The sequence below is a fragment of the Methylobacterium oryzihabitans genome, from assembly GCF_004004555.2.
Lineage (GTDB): Bacteria > Pseudomonadota > Alphaproteobacteria > Rhizobiales > Beijerinckiaceae > Methylobacterium > Methylobacterium oryzihabitans.
The window spans coordinates 78,082-92,773 of sequence record NZ_SACP01000012.1 but is presented as its reverse complement, the minus strand read 5'-3'; the positions used below and the strand labels follow the sequence as shown (position 1 = coordinate 92,773).

Sequence of the window (14,692 nt, the reverse complement as noted above, 5' to 3'; positions counted from 1 at the left end):
ATGTACGTGGCCGTCAAGGGCGGCGAAGCCGCCATCGCCAGCGCCCACCGCCTCCTCGCCGAGGCCCGACGAGGCGATCCCGCGGTGCCGGAGATCGGCGTCGACCAGATCGCCGGACAGCTCGCCCTGCTGGTCGACCGGGTGATGACCGAGGGCTCGCTCCACGACCGCGACCTCGCGGCGCTCGCGCTCAAGCAGGCCCGCGGCGACCTGATCGAGGCGGTCTTCCTCGTCCGCGCCTATCGCACCACCCTGCCGCGCTTCGGGGCCTCCGAGCCCCTCGACACCGGCGCGATGCGCCTCGCCCGGCGGGTCTCGGCGACCTACAAGGACCTGCCCGGCGGGCAGGTGCTCGGACCGACCTTCGACTACACCCACCGGCTGATCGACTTCGCGCTCGCCGCGGAAGGGGCCTCCGAACCGGCGGCGCAGGCCGAGCCGGCCCCCGACGCCGCCCGGGCGCCGCGGGTCACCGACCTCCTCGGGCAGGACGGGCTGATCGAGGCCTCGCCCCCCGACGAGGGCGCGCCGGTCGGCGACCTCACCCGCGAGCCGCTCGACTTCCCGGCCGAACGGGACCTGCGCCTTCAGGCGCTCGCCCGCGGCGACGAGGGCTTCGTGCTGGCGCTCGCCTACTCGACCCAGCGCGGCTACGGCCGCACCCACCCCTTCGTCGGCGAGATCCGGGTCGGCGAGGTCGAGGTCGAGTTCGTGCCCGAGGAACTCGGCTTTGCCGTGCCGCTCGGGCGCCTCGCCGTCACCGAGTGCCAGACCGTCAACCAGTTCCACGGCAGCGCCGCCGAGGCGCCGCGCTTCACCCGCGGCTACGGCCTCGCCTTCGGCCACAGCGAGCGCAAGGCGATGGCGATGGCCCTGGTCGATCGCGCTTTGCGGGCGGACGAACTCGGCGAGGCGGGCGGTGCCCCGGCCCAGGACCAGGAATTCGTCCTCGCCCATTGCGACGCGCTCCAGGCGACCGGCTTCGTCGAGCACCTGAAGCTGCCGCACTACGTCGACTTCCAGGCCGAGCTGGAGCTGGTGCGCCGGATGCGCGCCGAACACGCCGAGGCCACGCAGGAGGCCGCAGAATGACCCCCCGGGTCCGGGTCCCCGAGACCGGCTACAACTTCGCCTATCTCGACGAGGCGACCAAGCGGATGATCCGCCGCGCCCTCCTCAAGGCGGTGGCGATCCCCGGCTATCAGGTGCCGTTCGCCGCCCGCGAGATGCCGATGCCCTACGGCTGGGGCACCGGCGGCGTGCAGGTCACGGCGGCGATCCTCGGCCGGAACGACGTGCTCAAGGTCATCGACCAGGGTTCGGACGACACCACCAACGCGGTCTCGATCCGGGCGTTCTTCGCCCGCACCGCCGGGGTGGCGGTGACGACCCGCACCCGCGACGCCACGGTGATCCAGACCCGCCACCGCATCCCGGAGGCGCCGCTCGCCGAGGGGCAGGTGCTGGTCTACCAGGTGCCGATCCCCGAGCCGCTGCGCTTCCTCGAACCGCGCGAGACCGAGACGCGCCAGCTCCACGCGCTCGCCGAGTACGGGCCGATGCACGTCAAGCTCTACGAGGACATCGCCCGGCACGGCCACATCGCCACCACCTACGCCTACCCGGTCGAGGTCGCCGGCCGCTACGTGATGGACCCGTCGCCGACGCCGAAATTCGACAACCCGAAGATGGACGACTGCCCGGCGCTGCAACTGTTCGGCGCCGGGCGCGAGAAGCGGATCTACGCGGTGCCGCCCTACACCCGGGTGCGCAGCCTCGACTTCGAGGACCATCCGTTCCGGGTCCAGCATTTCGACCGCCCCTGCGCCCTGTGCGGCGCCGGCGACGTCTATCTCGACGAGGTGCTGACCGACGATGCCGGCGGGCGGATGTTCGTCTGCTCGGACACCGACCATTGCGAGGCCCGCCGCGAGGCCGGCCACCGGGGGGAGGGGGCATGACGACCGACGACGACGCGCCCCTGCTCCGGGTCGAGGGGCTGGGCAAGCATTACGGCCGCCGGCTCGGCTGCGCCGGGGTGTCGTTCGACCTCCATCCCGGCGAGGTGCTGGCGGTGGTGGGCGAATCGGGCTCGGGCAAGTCGACGCTGCTGTCGCTGATCGCCGGCGAGGTGCCGGCCGATGCCGGGCGGGTGCGCTTCCGCCTGCGCGACGGGCGGCTCGCCGACCTCACGGAGTTGAGCGAGGCCGACAGGCGGGCGCTGATGCGCACCGACTGGGGCTTCGTGCGCCAGGACGCCACGAGGGGCCTGCGGATGGGCGTCTCGGCCGGCGGCAATATCGGCGAGCGGCTGATGGGGGTCGGCTGGCGCCATTACGGCGAGATCCGAAGCAGTGCCCTCGACTGGCTGCGCAAGGTCGAGATCGGGGCCGACCGCATCGACGACCATCCGGGCAGTTTCTCGGGCGGCATGCGCCAGCGGCTCCAGATCGCCCGCAACCTCGTCACCGGCCCGCGGCTGCTGCTGATGGACGAGCCGACCTCGGGCCTCGACGTCTCGGTCCAGGCGCGCCTGCTCGACCTGATCCGGGGGCTCGTCGCCGAACTCGGCCTCGCGGTCGTCATCGTCACCCACGACCTCGCGGTCGCCCGCCTGCTGTCGCACCGGGTGATGGTGATGCGAGCGGGCCGGGTCATCGAGACCGGTCTCACCGACCGGGTGCTCGACGACCCGGCCGAGCCCTATACCCAGCTCCTCGTCGCCTCGGTGCTCGCCGCATGACCGCGCTGCTCGCCCTCGAGTCCGTCCACAAGGCGTTCACCCTGCACCTGCGCGGCGGCCTGCGGCTGCCGGTGGTCGAGGACGCGAACGTTTCGGTCCATCCCGGCGAGTGCGTCGTCCTCGGCGGGCCGTCCGGGGCCGGCAAGTCCTCGCTCCTGAAGATCGCCTTCGGCAACTACCGCTGCGACCACGGCCGCGTGCTGGTGCGCGACGGCGACGCGACCGTCGACATCGCCACCGCCTCCCCGCGCCGGATCATCGCCCTGCGCCGGACCGTGATCGCCTCGGTGACGCAGTTCCTGCGGGTGATCCCGCGGGTCGGCGCCCGCGAGGTGGTGGCGGCGGCTGGGCGCGAGGCCGGGCTCCCCGCCGGCGAGGCCGCGACCCGCGCCGCCGACCTGCTCGCCCGGCTCAACCTGCCCGAGCGGCTGTGGGACCTGCCGCCCGCGACCTTCTCGGGCGGCGAGCAGCAGCGGGTCAACATCGCCCGCGGGCTGGTCGGCGACCACCCGCTCCTGCTCCTCGACGAGCCGACCGCCTCCCTCGACGCCGGCAACCGCGCCGTGGTGATCGACCTGATCCGTGCCCGGCAGGCGGCGGGGGCCGGGGTGCTCGGCATCTTCCACGACGCCGACGTGCGGGACGCGGTCGCGACCCGGATCGTCGACGTCACCCGCTTCCACCCCCGTCAGGCCGCCTGACGCGCGAGGCCGCTCATGACCGACATGCTGATCGAGAACGCGACGCTGGTGCTGCCCGACCGGGTGCAGCACGGCTGGATCGCGGTAACGGACGGCCGCATCGCCGAGATCGGCGAGGGGAGGGCGCCGGAGCGCGGCCTCGACCTCGCCGGCGACACCCTGATCCCGGGCCTCGTCGAACTCCACACCGACCACCTCGAGAGCCATTACGTGCCGCGGCCGAAGGTGCGCTGGCATCCGCTGGCGGCGGTGATCGCCTACGACGCCCAGATCGCCGCCTCGGGCATCACCACGGTGTTCGATTCCCTGCGCGCCGGCAGCGAGCCCGACGAGAGCGGGCTCGGCCGCGACCTGATGCGCCTCGCCGAGGCGATCGAGGAAGGGCGCGAGGCCGGGCTGCTGCGGGTCGACCACCGGGCGCATCTGCGCTGCGAACTGCCCTGTCCGGACGTGGTCGAGTCGGTGACGGCCTTCGCGGCGCGCCTGCCGGTCGGGCTGATCTCGCTGATGGACCACACGCCCGGCCAGCGGCAGTTCCGCGACATCGAGAAGTATTACATCTACGCCCGCCGCAGCGGTCGGACCCTGGAGGAGATCCAGGCCGCGACCGCGGCCAAGATCCGCGACGGGCATGCCCGCAACGCCGCCAACCGCCCGGCGATCGTCGCGATGGCGCGGGCCGCCGGCATCGCGCTGGCGAGCCACGACGACACCACCCTCGACGACGTGGCGCAGTCGCGCGACGAGGGCGTGGCGGTGGCCGAGTTCCCGACGACGATCGAGGCGGCGCAGGCGTGCCACGCCGCCGGCATCACCGTGATGATGGGGGCGCCCAACCTCATCCGCGGCGGCTCGCATTCCGGCAACGTCGCCGCCGCGACCCTGGCGAAGGCCGGGCTCCTCGACATCCTGTCCTCCGACTACGTGCCGGCGAGCCTGCTGATGGCGGCCTTCGCCCTGCCGGAGCAGGCCGGCATCCCGCTGCCGCAGGCGATCGCCACCGTCACCGCCAACCCGGCCCGGGCGACCGGGCTCGACGACCGCGGCGCCCTGGCGCCGGGCCTGCGCGCCGACCTCGTGCGGGTGCAGGTCGCCGCCGGCATCCCGGTGGTGCGCCGGGTCTGGCGCGGCGGCGCGCAGGTGGCGTGATGGCCGGCGGCTTCGTCCTCGTCGTCGGGCCGAGCGGCGCCGGCAAGGACACCCTGATCGGGCTCGCCCGCGAGGCGCTGGGCGACGCGCCCGGCTACGCCTTCCCGCGCCGGCTGGTGACGCGCCCAGCCTCCGCCCACGAGGACAACGAGACCCTCGACGAGGCCGCCTTCGCCCGCGGCGAGGCCGATGGCGCCTTCGCGCTGTCGTGGCGCGCCCACGGCCTCGGCTATGCTTTGCCGGCTGATCTCGTTGGGCTGGCGGAAGCCGGCCGCGTCGTCGTCTGCAACGTCTCGCGGCGGGTGGTCGCCGAGGCGCGGTCGCGGCTGCCGGCGGTGACGGTGGTGGAGGTGACGGCGCCGCCGGAGGTGCTGGCGCAGCGCCTCGCCGCCCGCGGCCGGGCCGAGGACGGCGACCTCGCGGCGCGCCTCGCCCGCTCGGTCCGCATCCGGGCCGACCTCACCCTGGTCAACGACGGCCCCCCCGAGGTGGCGGCGGCGGCCTTCCTCGACCATCTGCGCCAGCGCGGGCGGGGGTGAGCGCCGGGTTTCCCCCGGGACTCCGTCCGCGCGGTTGCTCGCCGATGGAAACCTTTTGACCGGCAACGCTTTGTCGGCAAAGCGCTGCCCTGCCCGCGGCCTCCCTTGCCAAATATCTGATCTCGCTCATGATCCCGTCGCCTGTTCGGGCGTTGCCGCGGGTGCATCCGGCACCCTGATGGGCTGCACCGTGGGATTGGGAAGGACAGGATGAGTGAGCCGCGCGAGACCGAGTTGAAGCTGGAGATCGAGGGGTCGGACCTTGCGGCGCTGAAGTCCCATCCGGCGCTCGGCGACGGGGACTGGACGGCGCGCCGGCTGCGATCGGTCTATTTCGACACCGAGGACGACGCCCTGCGCGGGGCGGGCTACGCCCTGCGGGTGCGCCACGACGGCGACGGCTACGTCCAGACGCTGAAGGGACCGGGCGCCTCGGCCGCCGGGCTGTTCGACCGGCCGGAATGGGAGTGGACGGTGCCGGGGCCGGACCCGGATCTCGGCCGCCTCGGCGACACGCCGGCGGGCGACCTCGTGGGGAAGGCCGGCGTCGCGCCGATGTTCGCGGTCGAGGTCGAGCGCGCGACCCGGGTGGTGGCGCATGGCGAGGCGCGGATCGAGGTCGCCCTCGACCAGGGGCGGGCCGCCCTGCTCGACGGCGGCGGCCGCTACGCGCCGGTCAACGAGATCGAGCTGGAACTCAAGCAGGGCTCGCCCGCCGATCTGTTCGGGCTCGCCCGCGAGGTCGCCGCGAGCGTGCCGTTGCGCCTGGGCGTGCTGACCAAGGCCGAGCGCGGCGACGCCCTGCGGCGGGAGCGCCTCGGCGCCTTCAGCAAGGCCGAGACGCTGCATCTCGACCCCGAGGCCAGCGCCGGGGCGGCGTTCCAGGCGATCGCCCATGCCTGCCTGCGCCACATGCGGATCAACGAGGACGCCCTGCTGGCGCATCGCGAGCCGGAGGCCCTGCACCAACTCCGCGTCTCCCTGCGCCGCCTGCGCTCGGCGGTGTCGCTGTTCGGCGATCTCGTGGCGGATTCGCGCACGCCCGACCTCGTCGCGACGCTCAAGCGGCTGAGCGAACCGTTCGGCGACACCCGCAACCTCGACGTGTTCCTGGCCAAGACCCTGCCGGCCGAGCGCGAGCGGCGCCCCGACGAGCCCGGCCTGCTCGCCCTGGAGAAGCACCTCGAGGCCGAGCGGCTGAAGGCCTATGACGGCGTCGTCGCGACCCTGACCTCGGCGGAATGGCGCGGCTTCGTCCTCGACCTCATGACCTGGATCGAGACCGGCGCGTGGCTGTCGCGCCCCGCGGCCGCGACCCCGGCACGGGCCTTCGCCACCGGGGTGCTGGAGAAGCGCCGCCGGCAGGTGAAGACGCGCGGCCGCGACCTCGACGAGTTGGAGCCCGAGGCGCGCCACCGGGTCCGCATCGCCGCCAAGAAGCTGCGCTACGGCTCCGAGTTCTTCGGCAGCCTCTACACCGGCAAGAAGGCGGCCAAGCGCCACAAGGCGTTCGTCGCCGCCCTGTCCGATCTCCAGGACCATCTCGGCGACCTCAACGACATCGCCACCGCCCACACCCTCGCGGCCGACCTGCCGCCACAAGTCGGCGCCCCGGCCTCGGCCCTGTTCGCCGCCGGCCTGACCGCGGCGGACAACGAGACCCGCTCCGCGAAGCTGCTGAAGCAGGCGGCCGGGGCGCACGAGGCGCTGGTCGAGGTCCGGCCGTTCTGGCGCTGAGGACGCCGCGGCCGAAGGGTCAGGGCGACTGAACCTCGGCCGTCACGGTGTCGTCGACGGTGCCGGCGGCGCTCTCGTGGGTGAGGCCCCAGGCACAGATCAGGATGCCGGCGCCGAGCAGCGCCGCCGGATAGGTCAGGGCGAGCAGGGGATGATGATGCGGAGGAGTGGTCATCTGCGCCTCCCGTCATGGGCGGTCCCGGCAGCGCCGGGCCGGATCTTGCGGCGTGCAAGCTGCGGACCAACTCCGGCCGCGGGAATCGGCTCCCGCGGATCCGGCGTCGCGGTCCGGTCGGACCCTGCCCCGCAGGGAGGCGGCCCGCCCGCCCGACCGGCGCCGTCCGCTACCGGCCCCGGTCGGGGATGCGGGCGATGGCCTTGATCTCGAAGTCGAAGCCGGCCAGCCACGTCACGCCGACGGCGGTCCAATTGGGATAGGGCGGGGCGCCGATCACCGTGTCGCGCACGGCCATCACCGCCTCGAACTGCCGCTCCGGATCGGTGTGGAAGGTGGTCACGTCGACCACGTCGTCGAAGCTGCAGCCGGCGGCCGCCAGGACCGCGTTCAGCCGTTCGAACGCCAGCCCGACCTGCGCGGCGAAGTCGGGCTCGGGCGAACCGTCCTCGCGGCTGCCGACCTGACCGGAGACGAAGAGCAGGTCGCCCGAGCGGATCGCGGCCGAGTAACGGTGCCTGTCGTAGAGCGCCCGGCGGCCGGGCGGGAAGATCGCGTCGCGCCGTGTCATGGTCCATCTCCTGTTCGCGGCCGTCCGGACGCCCTGTCCGGCGGCGAGGCGACGTTCACGGACGCCGCATCCGCGGGAGATTGCGACATACGTGCCGTATGTCAAATCACATGCGTGTCGTATGTGAAATTCGGGAGATCGGAATGACCACGGGCCGTCGCGCGCAGAAGATGGAGGAGACCCGGGCGAAGCTGATCCGGACCGCGCGGGCGGCCTTCGCGGAGAAGGGCTACGCCGCGGCGTCGATGGACGAGCTGACCGCCAGGGCCGGGCTGACGCGGGGCGCGCTCTACCACCATTTCGGCGACAAGACGGGCCTGCTGCGGGCGGTGATCGACCAGATCGACGCCGAGATGGTGGCCAAGGCCCGCGCCGCGCGGGATCGCGCGGAGTCTCCCTGGCTCGGCTTCGTCGCGGAAGGGGTGGCCTATATCGAGCTGGCGCTGGAGCCCGAGATCCAGCGGATCGTGCTGCTCGACGGGCCCGCCGTCCTCGGCGATCCGTCGCGGTGGCCGGGGCAGAACGCCTGCCTGCGGGAGACGACCGAGACGGTGCAGGCCCTCATCGAGGCGGGGATCGTGCGGCCGGTGGACGCCGAGGCGGCGGCGCGGCTGATCAACGGCGCCGCGCTCGACGCCGCCCTGTGGGTCGCCGCCGCCGCCGAGCCCCGCGCGGTCCTCGCCAAGGCGATCGAGGCGTTCCGGTGCCTCGCGAGCGGCCTGCTGGCGGCCCCGCCGCCCCAACCACCCCCGGGAGACCATGTCACGGCGATCGAGAATTAGAACAATTGTAATCCTGGAACGGGACTGATCCAGTCAAGTTGGTGTCCATCGCTGACGCTGAGAGACATGATCGATGACGGGTCGCCAGGAGCAGGCTGTCGGCATTCCCTGGTTCGACTCCGACAATTACCGGCTCGCGCGCCGCTTCATGGCGGATGCTCAGACGCTGCCCCGGCAATACGATGCATGGCTGAACGAGGCACAGAGCTTCGAGGCCTCCGTGATCCGGAGCGGGCGGCTCGCGACGCGCGTGCCGATCGAGGTCCACGACTTCATCGCGTGGTGCCTGTTCCACGGCCGCGATCCCGACGGGGGCGCCCGCCAGCGCTTCGCGACCCTCGTGGCCAACCAGGGACAGGGCCCGGAGCGCCGGAGGTAGGGCGGCCGGCGTGCTCCGCGCAGGGCCGCCGGGACGGGTCCGCGACGGACACCGGGCCGGTTTGCGAATCGTAGGCCGATGAACCATGGTGCCGGCGCCGCGCCGCGCCGCGCCGTGCGCGAGCGTGTCGTTTGCAGGGATCACGTGGTCGTCGACGGTAAGAGTAACCCCGGACCAGGACATCGATTGCGCGAGCTGGGCTTCACGCCGCCGGATCTCGCGCCCGACGACACGAGGTTGATCGAACGCCGCCATGCCTTCTATGTGCCGGGCTACGATCCCGAGGCGCGGCACCGCTACCACGCCCTGTTCGCGCGGGAACTCGGTCGCTATGCGGCGCGCTTCGAAATGCGGCTGCACCACGTCTCGCCGCTCGTCGAATCCGCGGATCGGCGGACGCAAACCTGGACGGTCGATGCCGGTCTGGCGGGTCGGCGGACCGCGACCACCTTCGAGATCCTGCTCTGGGACGACATGGTCCGGCGGGACATGGCTCGCCCCGTCCTGGCGTCGCTGCTCCTGCTGCTGCTCAGCGTCGGCCACAGCCTGGGAACCGGCACCCTGCTGCACCTCTTCCGTCTGAGCCGGCGGTTCGCCGGAGTCATCCCGCTCTATCCGCTCGTCGTGTCGTCGATCCTGCTCGCCGTGGGGGCGGGGATCGGCAGCGGCCTGACCCGGCTCGTCGGCCAGCCCGCCGGGTCCTGGGGTGCGATCCTGGTCGCCGTCGCCGCGGCCCTGGGCTTCGTCCAACTGGCCATGCCGGTCCTCGACCGGTTCTTCCTGCGCCAACTCGCCAACGACTGGGTGTTCAAGTGGCAGCACGGCAACGGCTGGCGCGAGGACTACACCGCGTGCCTCGACGCCATGGCGGCCCGCGTCGCCGCCCGCATCGATGCCGACGGCGCCGACGAGATCACGCTGGTCGGCCATTCCTCCGGCGCGCTCGCCGTCGTCGAGGTCGCCGCCCGGGTGATCGTCCTGCGTCCCGGCGCGCGCCTGTCGCTGCTCACTCTCGGCGCCGGGCTGCCGCTGGTGGCGCTCGTCCCGCGGGCGGCGCGGGTGCGCGCCGACATCGCCGCGGTCGTCGCCTGCGACCGGGTGGTCTGGGCCGAGTACCAGGCGCCGCAGGACTGGATGAACTTCCCCGGCTTCAACCCGGCCCGCGACCTCGGCCCGCCGCCGGCGCGGGTCGCCAACCCGCTGATCCGCTCGGCGCGGTTCCGGGAGATCGTCGACCCGGCGGTCTACCGGCGGGTGCGCCGGCGGCCGTTCCGGATGCACTTCCAGTTCCTGTTCGCCAACGACCGCCCGGGCGAGTTCGACGTCTTCGCGCTGCTGCTCGGACCGAGGAGCCTGCGCGACCGGGTGCTCGCGCCCGACATCGTGCCCCTGCGCGAGCCCGCCGGGTCCCATCCCTGACACGGTTTCTGAATGATCGCTTCGCGATGGGGAAACCGGCTTCGCTCGAGCGCCGCGCGGGCTTCGATAGGGATTTTCGTATCAGTTGCTCACCGGCTTTGCCGTCCCTTGCGGATGAAACCGGGCGGTGGTCCGCCTGCAGCCGTTGCAACCGTGGAAGGCGGCTTCATCGTGGCGCGGCTCCCCTCTCCCGAGTGGGAGAGGGGCCGGGGGTGAGGGTGGCCCGGGTTCCGAGATGAACGCCCAGCGTCGAGCTGCGCAGCTCAACCGTTGTGGCCTGATCCGGCACCGTCTCCACCCTCACCCCTACCCCTCTCCCACCCGGGAGAGGGGATCCCGCGCTTAAAATTTCGACTGCAAAACCAGTCGTTTGCAGCGAGTTTCTATTTAGGAGGCACGGCGGCCCTACCGCACCGTCAGGGCGTCCACGAGCGCCTTTTCCGACGGCACGGCAAGGGCGGCGGCGGCATGCTCGGCGACGAGGGCGGAGGCGCGGCGGGCCGGGTCGCCGAACCGATCGGGGCAGAGCGCGGCCAGCGCGGCGAGCGCCTTCTGCATCCGGACCAGGACCTGTACGATCCCGCCCGCCTCGCGCGCCAGCGGGTGGAAGAAGTCCTCGATCAGATCGTCGGCGGACAGGGCCGGCACGCTGATCCGCGGATGCTGCGGCTCCGGCACCGGAGCGGAGGTCGGGATCCAGTGCGACAGCACCCGCAGGCCGGCGCCGATCACCGCGATCGCCGTCCCGTAGTCGGCCGCGGTCGGGGGCAGCGCCTTCGAGCCGATCTCGGCCAGGACCGAGAGGCCGAAACGGGGATCCTGCTCCCACGAGCGGTCGTCCTCGACCAGGAACGCCGTGCGGACCTCGTTCCGCGCCTGCGCCTCCATGGCCGCATCGACCCAGGCCAGGGGCGTGGCCGGATGGACGAAGGATCCCGGCAGCACCGCCACGTCCAGCCGCACGTCCCGCTCGCGCAGCGCGTGCGTGAGCGCGGCCATGTCGACGTGCTGCACGTAGCCGATGCGGTCCGGGAAGACCGGCTCGGGCTGCCGGCGGGCGGGGTCGGGGGCGACGCCGCCGAGATGCGGCCGCTCCCGGCGCGCACGAAGCGCCCTGGACGCGGCGGCCTCGACCAGATGGATCGACTCCCCGACCCGGCCGAAGCGGGTGAGCTGCTGCATCCACCGCAGGAGGGTGACGACGATCAGGCCGATCACCAGCACGCTCGCGGCGAGCAGGAGCAGCCGCCCGCCCGGCCCGTAGATCCGGGTGGACAGGGCGATGATCCCGACCACCGAGAACATGAACGCGCCGAGGAAGGTGGCCAGCGCGTTGTGGGCCCGCCGATCCTCGCTCCACAGCGTGGTGGCCCGGGGCGTCACGCCCGAGGAGGCGGTGCCGAGGGCGTTGACCAGGACGGTGAGCGAGAAGGTGGTCACCGTCAGCATCGAGGAGGCGAGGATGCTCAGGATGTTGCCGACCGCGTCGGCGCCGACGCTGAGGGCGACGTCCTCGGGGACCAGGAACTGGAACTCCCAGGCGAGCAGCGCGGAGGCGACGCCGCCGGCGCAGTAGAGCGTCGCCCTCACCCACGCCTGACGGAGGGTGCGGGAGAGGATCAGCCGCCAGCGCGGCAGCACGCCCGTTTCGGTCACGGCGACTCCTGATACCAACGACCCAGGATGCTGACGCATCTCGAATTTCCGACGCTCAGCCAGAGGCTTGGCGGAAATTCGAGAGCAGAAGCAAAGGCCATTTTCATCGACCGTTGGTATGAGATGCTGCCCGGGCGCGTCCACCCGGACCTGGGCCCTCATCCCGCATTGCTGGCCGATGTCGAGGGCATGCGACGCCGGAGCGTCATGGCGACCGCCGTCACCGTGGTCGTTCGGGCTTCGGCGGCAGGCCCGCACCGGCGGGCGGGATTCGCGGCCAGCGACACCGCCGGCTCGGGACCCGCGCGGTCGAGGGCAGCGCCGCCGGGATCGGTCGCAGACGCGACGCGCTCCATATCCAGCGAAAAAAGCGCAGCCGGCCGGGCAACAGCGACCACCGAGGGTGAAAACCACCCGAGCGAAGACCGTCGAAGTATAGGGTGGCTCCATGGGCGGGAGTTTCGGGATCCCGGCAAAGCCCATGATTGAATGGTCGGAGTGGCAGGATTTGAACCTGCGACCCCCACGTCCCGAACGTGGTGCGCTACCAGACTGCGCTACACTCCGAACCGCGCCGGCTGCCGCCGACGAGGGGGCTTATAGCGAGGGCTCCCGGGGGCCGCAAGCGGGCCGGGACGGAAAATGGCCGGGTTTTTTGCCGGGCGCCGATCGGGGGCACAGGATCCTCGGCGGCGGCGCTTGCGCGGCCGGATCGATGCCAACATTGTCGTGCTCGCCGCAGCGCCCATCTTCTGCCTGCGGGGCGGCACGACGAGCGGGACGGGTGTGAGCGACAGCGACAGCCTTGGCGGCGAGCCGCCCGGACACGGAGCCGAACCGGTGATCCATCACCGGCACTCCGCCACCGTGACCCGTCCGGGCCTCGACGAGCGCGGCAGCGTGTTCTTCGCCGCGGTCGAGATGACCCGGATGCCGATGATCCTCACCGATCCGCGCCAGGGCGACAATCCGATCATCTTCGCCAACCGGGCGTTCCAGGACCTCACCGGCTACGAGGAGGCCGAACTCGTCGGCCGCAACTGCCGCTTCCTCCAGGGGCCGCAGACCAACCGCGAGACGGTGCGCGAGCTGCGCGAGGCGGTCGAGGCCCGGCAGTCGATCTCGACCGAGATCCTGAACTACAAGCGCGACGGCACGCCGTTCTGGAACGGCATCTTCATCGGGCCGGTCTACGACGAGGCCGGCGACCTCCTGTACTTCTTCGCCTCGCAGCTCGACGTGACCCGCCGGCGCAACTCCGAGCAGGCGTTCCGTCAGGCGCAGAAGATGGAGTCGATCGGCCAGCTCACCGCCGGCCTCGCCCACGACTTCAACAACCTGCTCCAGGTCATCTCGGGCAACCTCGAGATGGCGCGCGGCCACGTCACGGCCGACCGGCCGCTGCGCCAGATCGGCAACGCCGCCCGCGCCGCGGAGCGGGGCGCCAAGCTGACGAAGCAGCTCCTCGCCTTCGCCCGCAAGACGCGGCTGGAGCCGACCTCGTTCGGCCTCAACGCCCTCGTGCTCGCCTTCGCGGAGGTGATCGAGAACACGCTGGGCGCCGGCATCGTCCTGCGGCTCGAACTGACGCCCGGGCTGCCGCCGACGGTGCTCGACCGCACTCATCTCGAGATGGCGCTGCTCAACGTGCTCATCAACGCCCGCGACGCGATGCCGGAGGGCGGCCCGGTGACGATCGTCACCGAGGCGGTGGAGATCGGGCCCGGCGAGCAGGGTCTCAAGCCCGGGCCCTACGTGCGCCTGCGGGTGCGCGACGAGGGCGAGGGCATGCCCGCCCACGTCGCCGAGCGGGCGACCGAGCCGTTCTTCTCGACCAAGGGGCCGAACAAGGGCACCGGGCTCGGGCTGGCGATGGTGCACGGCTTCGTGCAGCAATCCCTCGGGCGGCTGACGATCGAGAGCCGGCCGGGCACCGGCACCACGGTGTCGATGCTGTTTCCGGCCTCCGCCGGCGAGGCCGGCGCGTTCGGCGGCGAGGCCGGGGGCGACCCGCGGATCGGCCACGAGACGATCCTGGTGGCCGAGGACAGCGACGACGTGCGGGCGCTGGCCCGCGACTACCTCGAGAGCCTCGGCTACCGGGTCCTCGTGGCCCGCGACGGCGACGAGGCCCTGCGGGTGGTCGAGGCCGGCACCGCCTTCGACCTGCTGTTTTCCGACATCGTGATGCCGGGCAGCCTCAACGGCCTGCGGCTCGCCGAGGAGGCGCGCCGGCGCCGGCCCGGCCTGCCGGTGCTGCTGACCACCGGTTACAACGAGGAACTGGTGGCGGAGGGCCCGCAGGCCCCGACCATGGACGTGCTCGGCAAGCCCTACCGCAAGGCGGAGCTCGCCGACCGGATCCGCGCCGCCCTCGACCGCGGCGGCGCTCCCCGGACGTCACCGGGCGAGCCGCATCATGGCTGACCGGCGCGGGCGTCGGGACGCAGCCGCTTGACGCGCCGCCGGCGGCCACGAACATAATCAAGGGTCCAGCGAGTCCGCCAGCCATGCTCACGACCGAGACCGACATCCTCTCCGCCGCCGAGTCGTGGCGCGGCGCCGGGCGCGGGGTCGCCCTCGCGACGGTGATCGAGACCTGGGGCTCGGCGCCGCGGCCGGTGGGCAGCCATCTCGTCGTCGACGAGGAGGGCAACTTCCTCGGCTCGGTCTCCGGCGGCTGCGTCGAGGGCGCGGTCATCACCGAGGCGGCCGACGTGATCGAGGACGGCCGGCCGCGGGTGCTCGAATTCGGCATCGCCGACGAGACCGCGTGGCGGGTCGGCCTGTCCTGCGGCGGCCGCATCCGCGTCCTCCTCGAACGCGTCGAGTGAGGGGGCG

General features: G+C 72.5%; 15 protein-coding genes and 1 tRNA gene. 12 read left to right on the top strand and 4 right to left on the bottom strand.

Going from position 1 to position 14,692, the window contains the following annotated elements:
• The 7 genes from EOE48_RS13800 to EOE48_RS13770 all read left to right on the top strand — a co-directional run bounded on the left by EOE48_RS13800 (position 1) and on the right by EOE48_RS13770 (position 6,869).
• Positions 1-1,092, top strand: coding sequence for a carbon-phosphorus lyase complex subunit (locus EOE48_RS13800; RefSeq protein ID WP_127730005.1), 1,092 nt, complete (start codon positions 1-3; stop codon positions 1,090-1,092).
• Positions 1,089-1,961 carry an alpha-D-ribose 1-methylphosphonate 5-phosphate C-P-lyase PhnJ gene (locus EOE48_RS13795; protein WP_127730003.1) on the top strand — a complete coding sequence of 291 codons (873 nt, stop codon included), beginning with the start codon at positions 1,089-1,091 and terminating at the stop codon, positions 1,959-1,961. The genes EOE48_RS13800 and EOE48_RS13795 overlap by 4 nt, the downstream gene beginning before the upstream one ends.
• On the top strand, positions 1,958-2,743 hold the full coding sequence (gene phnK, locus EOE48_RS13790) for a phosphonate C-P lyase system protein PhnK (protein ID WP_127730000.1): 786 nt from the start codon (positions 1,958-1,960) through the stop codon (positions 2,741-2,743). Before EOE48_RS13795 ends, phnK begins: the two co-directional genes overlap by 4 nt.
• On the top strand, positions 2,740-3,444 hold the full coding sequence (gene phnL, locus EOE48_RS13785) for a phosphonate C-P lyase system protein PhnL (protein ID WP_127729997.1): 705 nt from the start codon (positions 2,740-2,742) through the stop codon (positions 3,442-3,444). Before phnK ends, phnL begins: the two co-directional genes overlap by 4 nt.
• Before the next feature lie 15 nt (positions 3,445-3,459).
• Positions 3,460-4,593, top strand: a complete 1,134-nt coding sequence (locus EOE48_RS13780) for an alpha-D-ribose 1-methylphosphonate 5-triphosphate diphosphatase (RefSeq protein WP_127729993.1) — start codon at positions 3,460-3,462, stop codon at positions 4,591-4,593.
• Positions 4,593-5,132, top strand: coding sequence for a phosphonate metabolism protein/1,5-bisphosphokinase (PRPP-forming) PhnN (gene phnN, locus EOE48_RS13775; protein WP_187371412.1), 540 nt, complete (start codon positions 4,593-4,595; stop codon positions 5,130-5,132). Before EOE48_RS13780 ends, phnN begins: the two co-directional genes overlap by 1 nt.
• Positions 5,133-5,342: 210 nt before the next feature.
• Positions 5,343-6,869: a CYTH and CHAD domain-containing protein gene (locus EOE48_RS13770; RefSeq protein WP_127729988.1), complete on the top strand. Its 1,527-nt coding sequence runs from the start codon at positions 5,343-5,345 to the stop codon at positions 6,867-6,869.
• Between the two features lie 19 nt (positions 6,870-6,888).
• On the opposite strand, the gene EOE48_RS29205 is transcribed toward EOE48_RS13770, so the two are convergent.
• Positions 6,889-7,044, bottom strand: coding sequence for a hypothetical protein (locus EOE48_RS29205; protein WP_187371411.1), 156 nt, complete (start codon positions 7,042-7,044; stop codon positions 6,889-6,891).
• Between the two features lie 169 nt (positions 7,045-7,213).
• A complete protein-coding gene (locus EOE48_RS13765; RefSeq protein ID WP_127729984.1) occupies positions 7,214-7,615 on the bottom strand; it encodes a RidA family protein in 402 nt (133 codons plus the stop codon).
• Positions 7,616-7,758: 143 nt separating this feature from the next.
• On the opposite strand from EOE48_RS13765, the gene EOE48_RS13760 reads away from it, so the two are divergent.
• From EOE48_RS13760 to EOE48_RS13750, 3 genes are all read left to right on the top strand, one after another.
• Positions 7,759-8,397, top strand: a complete 639-nt coding sequence (locus EOE48_RS13760) for a TetR/AcrR family transcriptional regulator (RefSeq protein WP_127729981.1) — start codon at positions 7,759-7,761, stop codon at positions 8,395-8,397.
• Positions 8,398-8,470: 73 nt separating this feature from the next.
• The gene (locus EOE48_RS13755; protein WP_127729978.1) at positions 8,471-8,776 is read left to right on the top strand and encodes a hypothetical protein; all 306 of its coding nucleotides are present in this window, start codon (positions 8,471-8,473) and stop codon (positions 8,774-8,776) included.
• Between the two features lie 186 nt (positions 8,777-8,962).
• Positions 8,963-10,195, top strand: a complete 1,233-nt coding sequence (locus tag EOE48_RS13750; RefSeq protein WP_127729976.1) for an alpha/beta hydrolase — start codon at positions 8,963-8,965, stop codon at positions 10,193-10,195.
• Between the two features lie 405 nt (positions 10,196-10,600).
• Here the strand turns inward: EOE48_RS13750 and EOE48_RS13745 are convergent, their stop codons facing one another.
• Together EOE48_RS13745 and EOE48_RS13740 are read right to left on the bottom strand one after the other, a co-directional pair.
• Positions 10,601-11,851, bottom strand: a complete 1,251-nt coding sequence (locus tag EOE48_RS13745; protein ID WP_187371410.1) for a DUF2254 domain-containing protein — start codon at positions 11,849-11,851, stop codon at positions 10,601-10,603.
• A 490-nt stretch (positions 11,852-12,341) separates the two neighbouring features.
• A tRNA-Pro gene (locus EOE48_RS13740) sits at positions 12,342-12,418 on the bottom strand.
• Between the two features lie 273 nt (positions 12,419-12,691).
• Between EOE48_RS13740 and EOE48_RS13735 the strand changes: the two genes are divergently transcribed.
• Positions 12,692-14,278 (top strand): histidine kinase famiy protein, encoded by a 1,587-nt coding sequence (locus EOE48_RS13735; RefSeq protein WP_246154344.1) that lies wholly within the window; start codon positions 12,692-12,694, stop codon positions 14,276-14,278.
• Positions 14,279-14,361: 83 nt separating this feature from the next.
• Positions 14,362-14,685, top strand: coding sequence for an XdhC family protein (locus tag EOE48_RS13730; RefSeq protein ID WP_127729967.1), 324 nt, complete (start codon positions 14,362-14,364; stop codon positions 14,683-14,685).
• The last annotated feature ends 7 nt before the right edge of the window (positions 14,686-14,692 follow it).

Excerpts from the sequence above, each read along its gene's own strand:
- phnN (WP_187371412.1), top strand. The coding sequence starts at position 4,593 with ATGGCCGGCGGCTTCGTCCTCGTCGTCGGGCCGAGCGGCGCCGGCAAG.
- phnL (WP_127729997.1), top strand. The coding sequence starts at position 2,740 with ATGACCGCGCTGCTCGCCCTCGAGTCCGTCCACAAGGCGTTCACCCTG.
- EOE48_RS13780 (WP_127729993.1), top strand. The coding sequence starts at position 3,460 with ATGACCGACATGCTGATCGAGAACGCGACGCTGGTGCTGCCCGACCGG.
- EOE48_RS13795 (WP_127730003.1), top strand. The coding sequence starts at position 1,089 with ATGACCCCCCGGGTCCGGGTCCCCGAGACCGGCTACAACTTCGCCTAT.
- EOE48_RS13760 (WP_127729981.1), top strand. The coding sequence starts at position 7,759 with ATGACCACGGGCCGTCGCGCGCAGAAGATGGAGGAGACCCGGGCGAAG.
- EOE48_RS13755 (WP_127729978.1), top strand. The coding sequence starts at position 8,471 with ATGACGGGTCGCCAGGAGCAGGCTGTCGGCATTCCCTGGTTCGACTCC.
- EOE48_RS13800 (WP_127730005.1), top strand. The coding sequence starts at position 1 with ATGTACGTGGCCGTCAAGGGCGGCGAAGCCGCCATCGCCAGCGCCCAC.
- EOE48_RS29205 (WP_187371411.1), bottom strand. The coding sequence starts at position 7,044 with ATGACCACTCCTCCGCATCATCATCCCCTGCTCGCCCTGACCTATCCG.
- EOE48_RS13765 (WP_127729984.1), bottom strand. The coding sequence starts at position 7,615 with ATGACACGGCGCGACGCGATCTTCCCGCCCGGCCGCCGGGCGCTCTAC.
- phnK (WP_127730000.1), top strand. The coding sequence starts at position 1,958 with ATGACGACCGACGACGACGCGCCCCTGCTCCGGGTCGAGGGGCTGGGC.
- EOE48_RS13730 (WP_127729967.1), top strand. The coding sequence starts at position 14,362 with ATGCTCACGACCGAGACCGACATCCTCTCCGCCGCCGAGTCGTGGCGC.
- EOE48_RS13770 (WP_127729988.1), top strand. The coding sequence starts at position 5,343 with ATGAGTGAGCCGCGCGAGACCGAGTTGAAGCTGGAGATCGAGGGGTCG.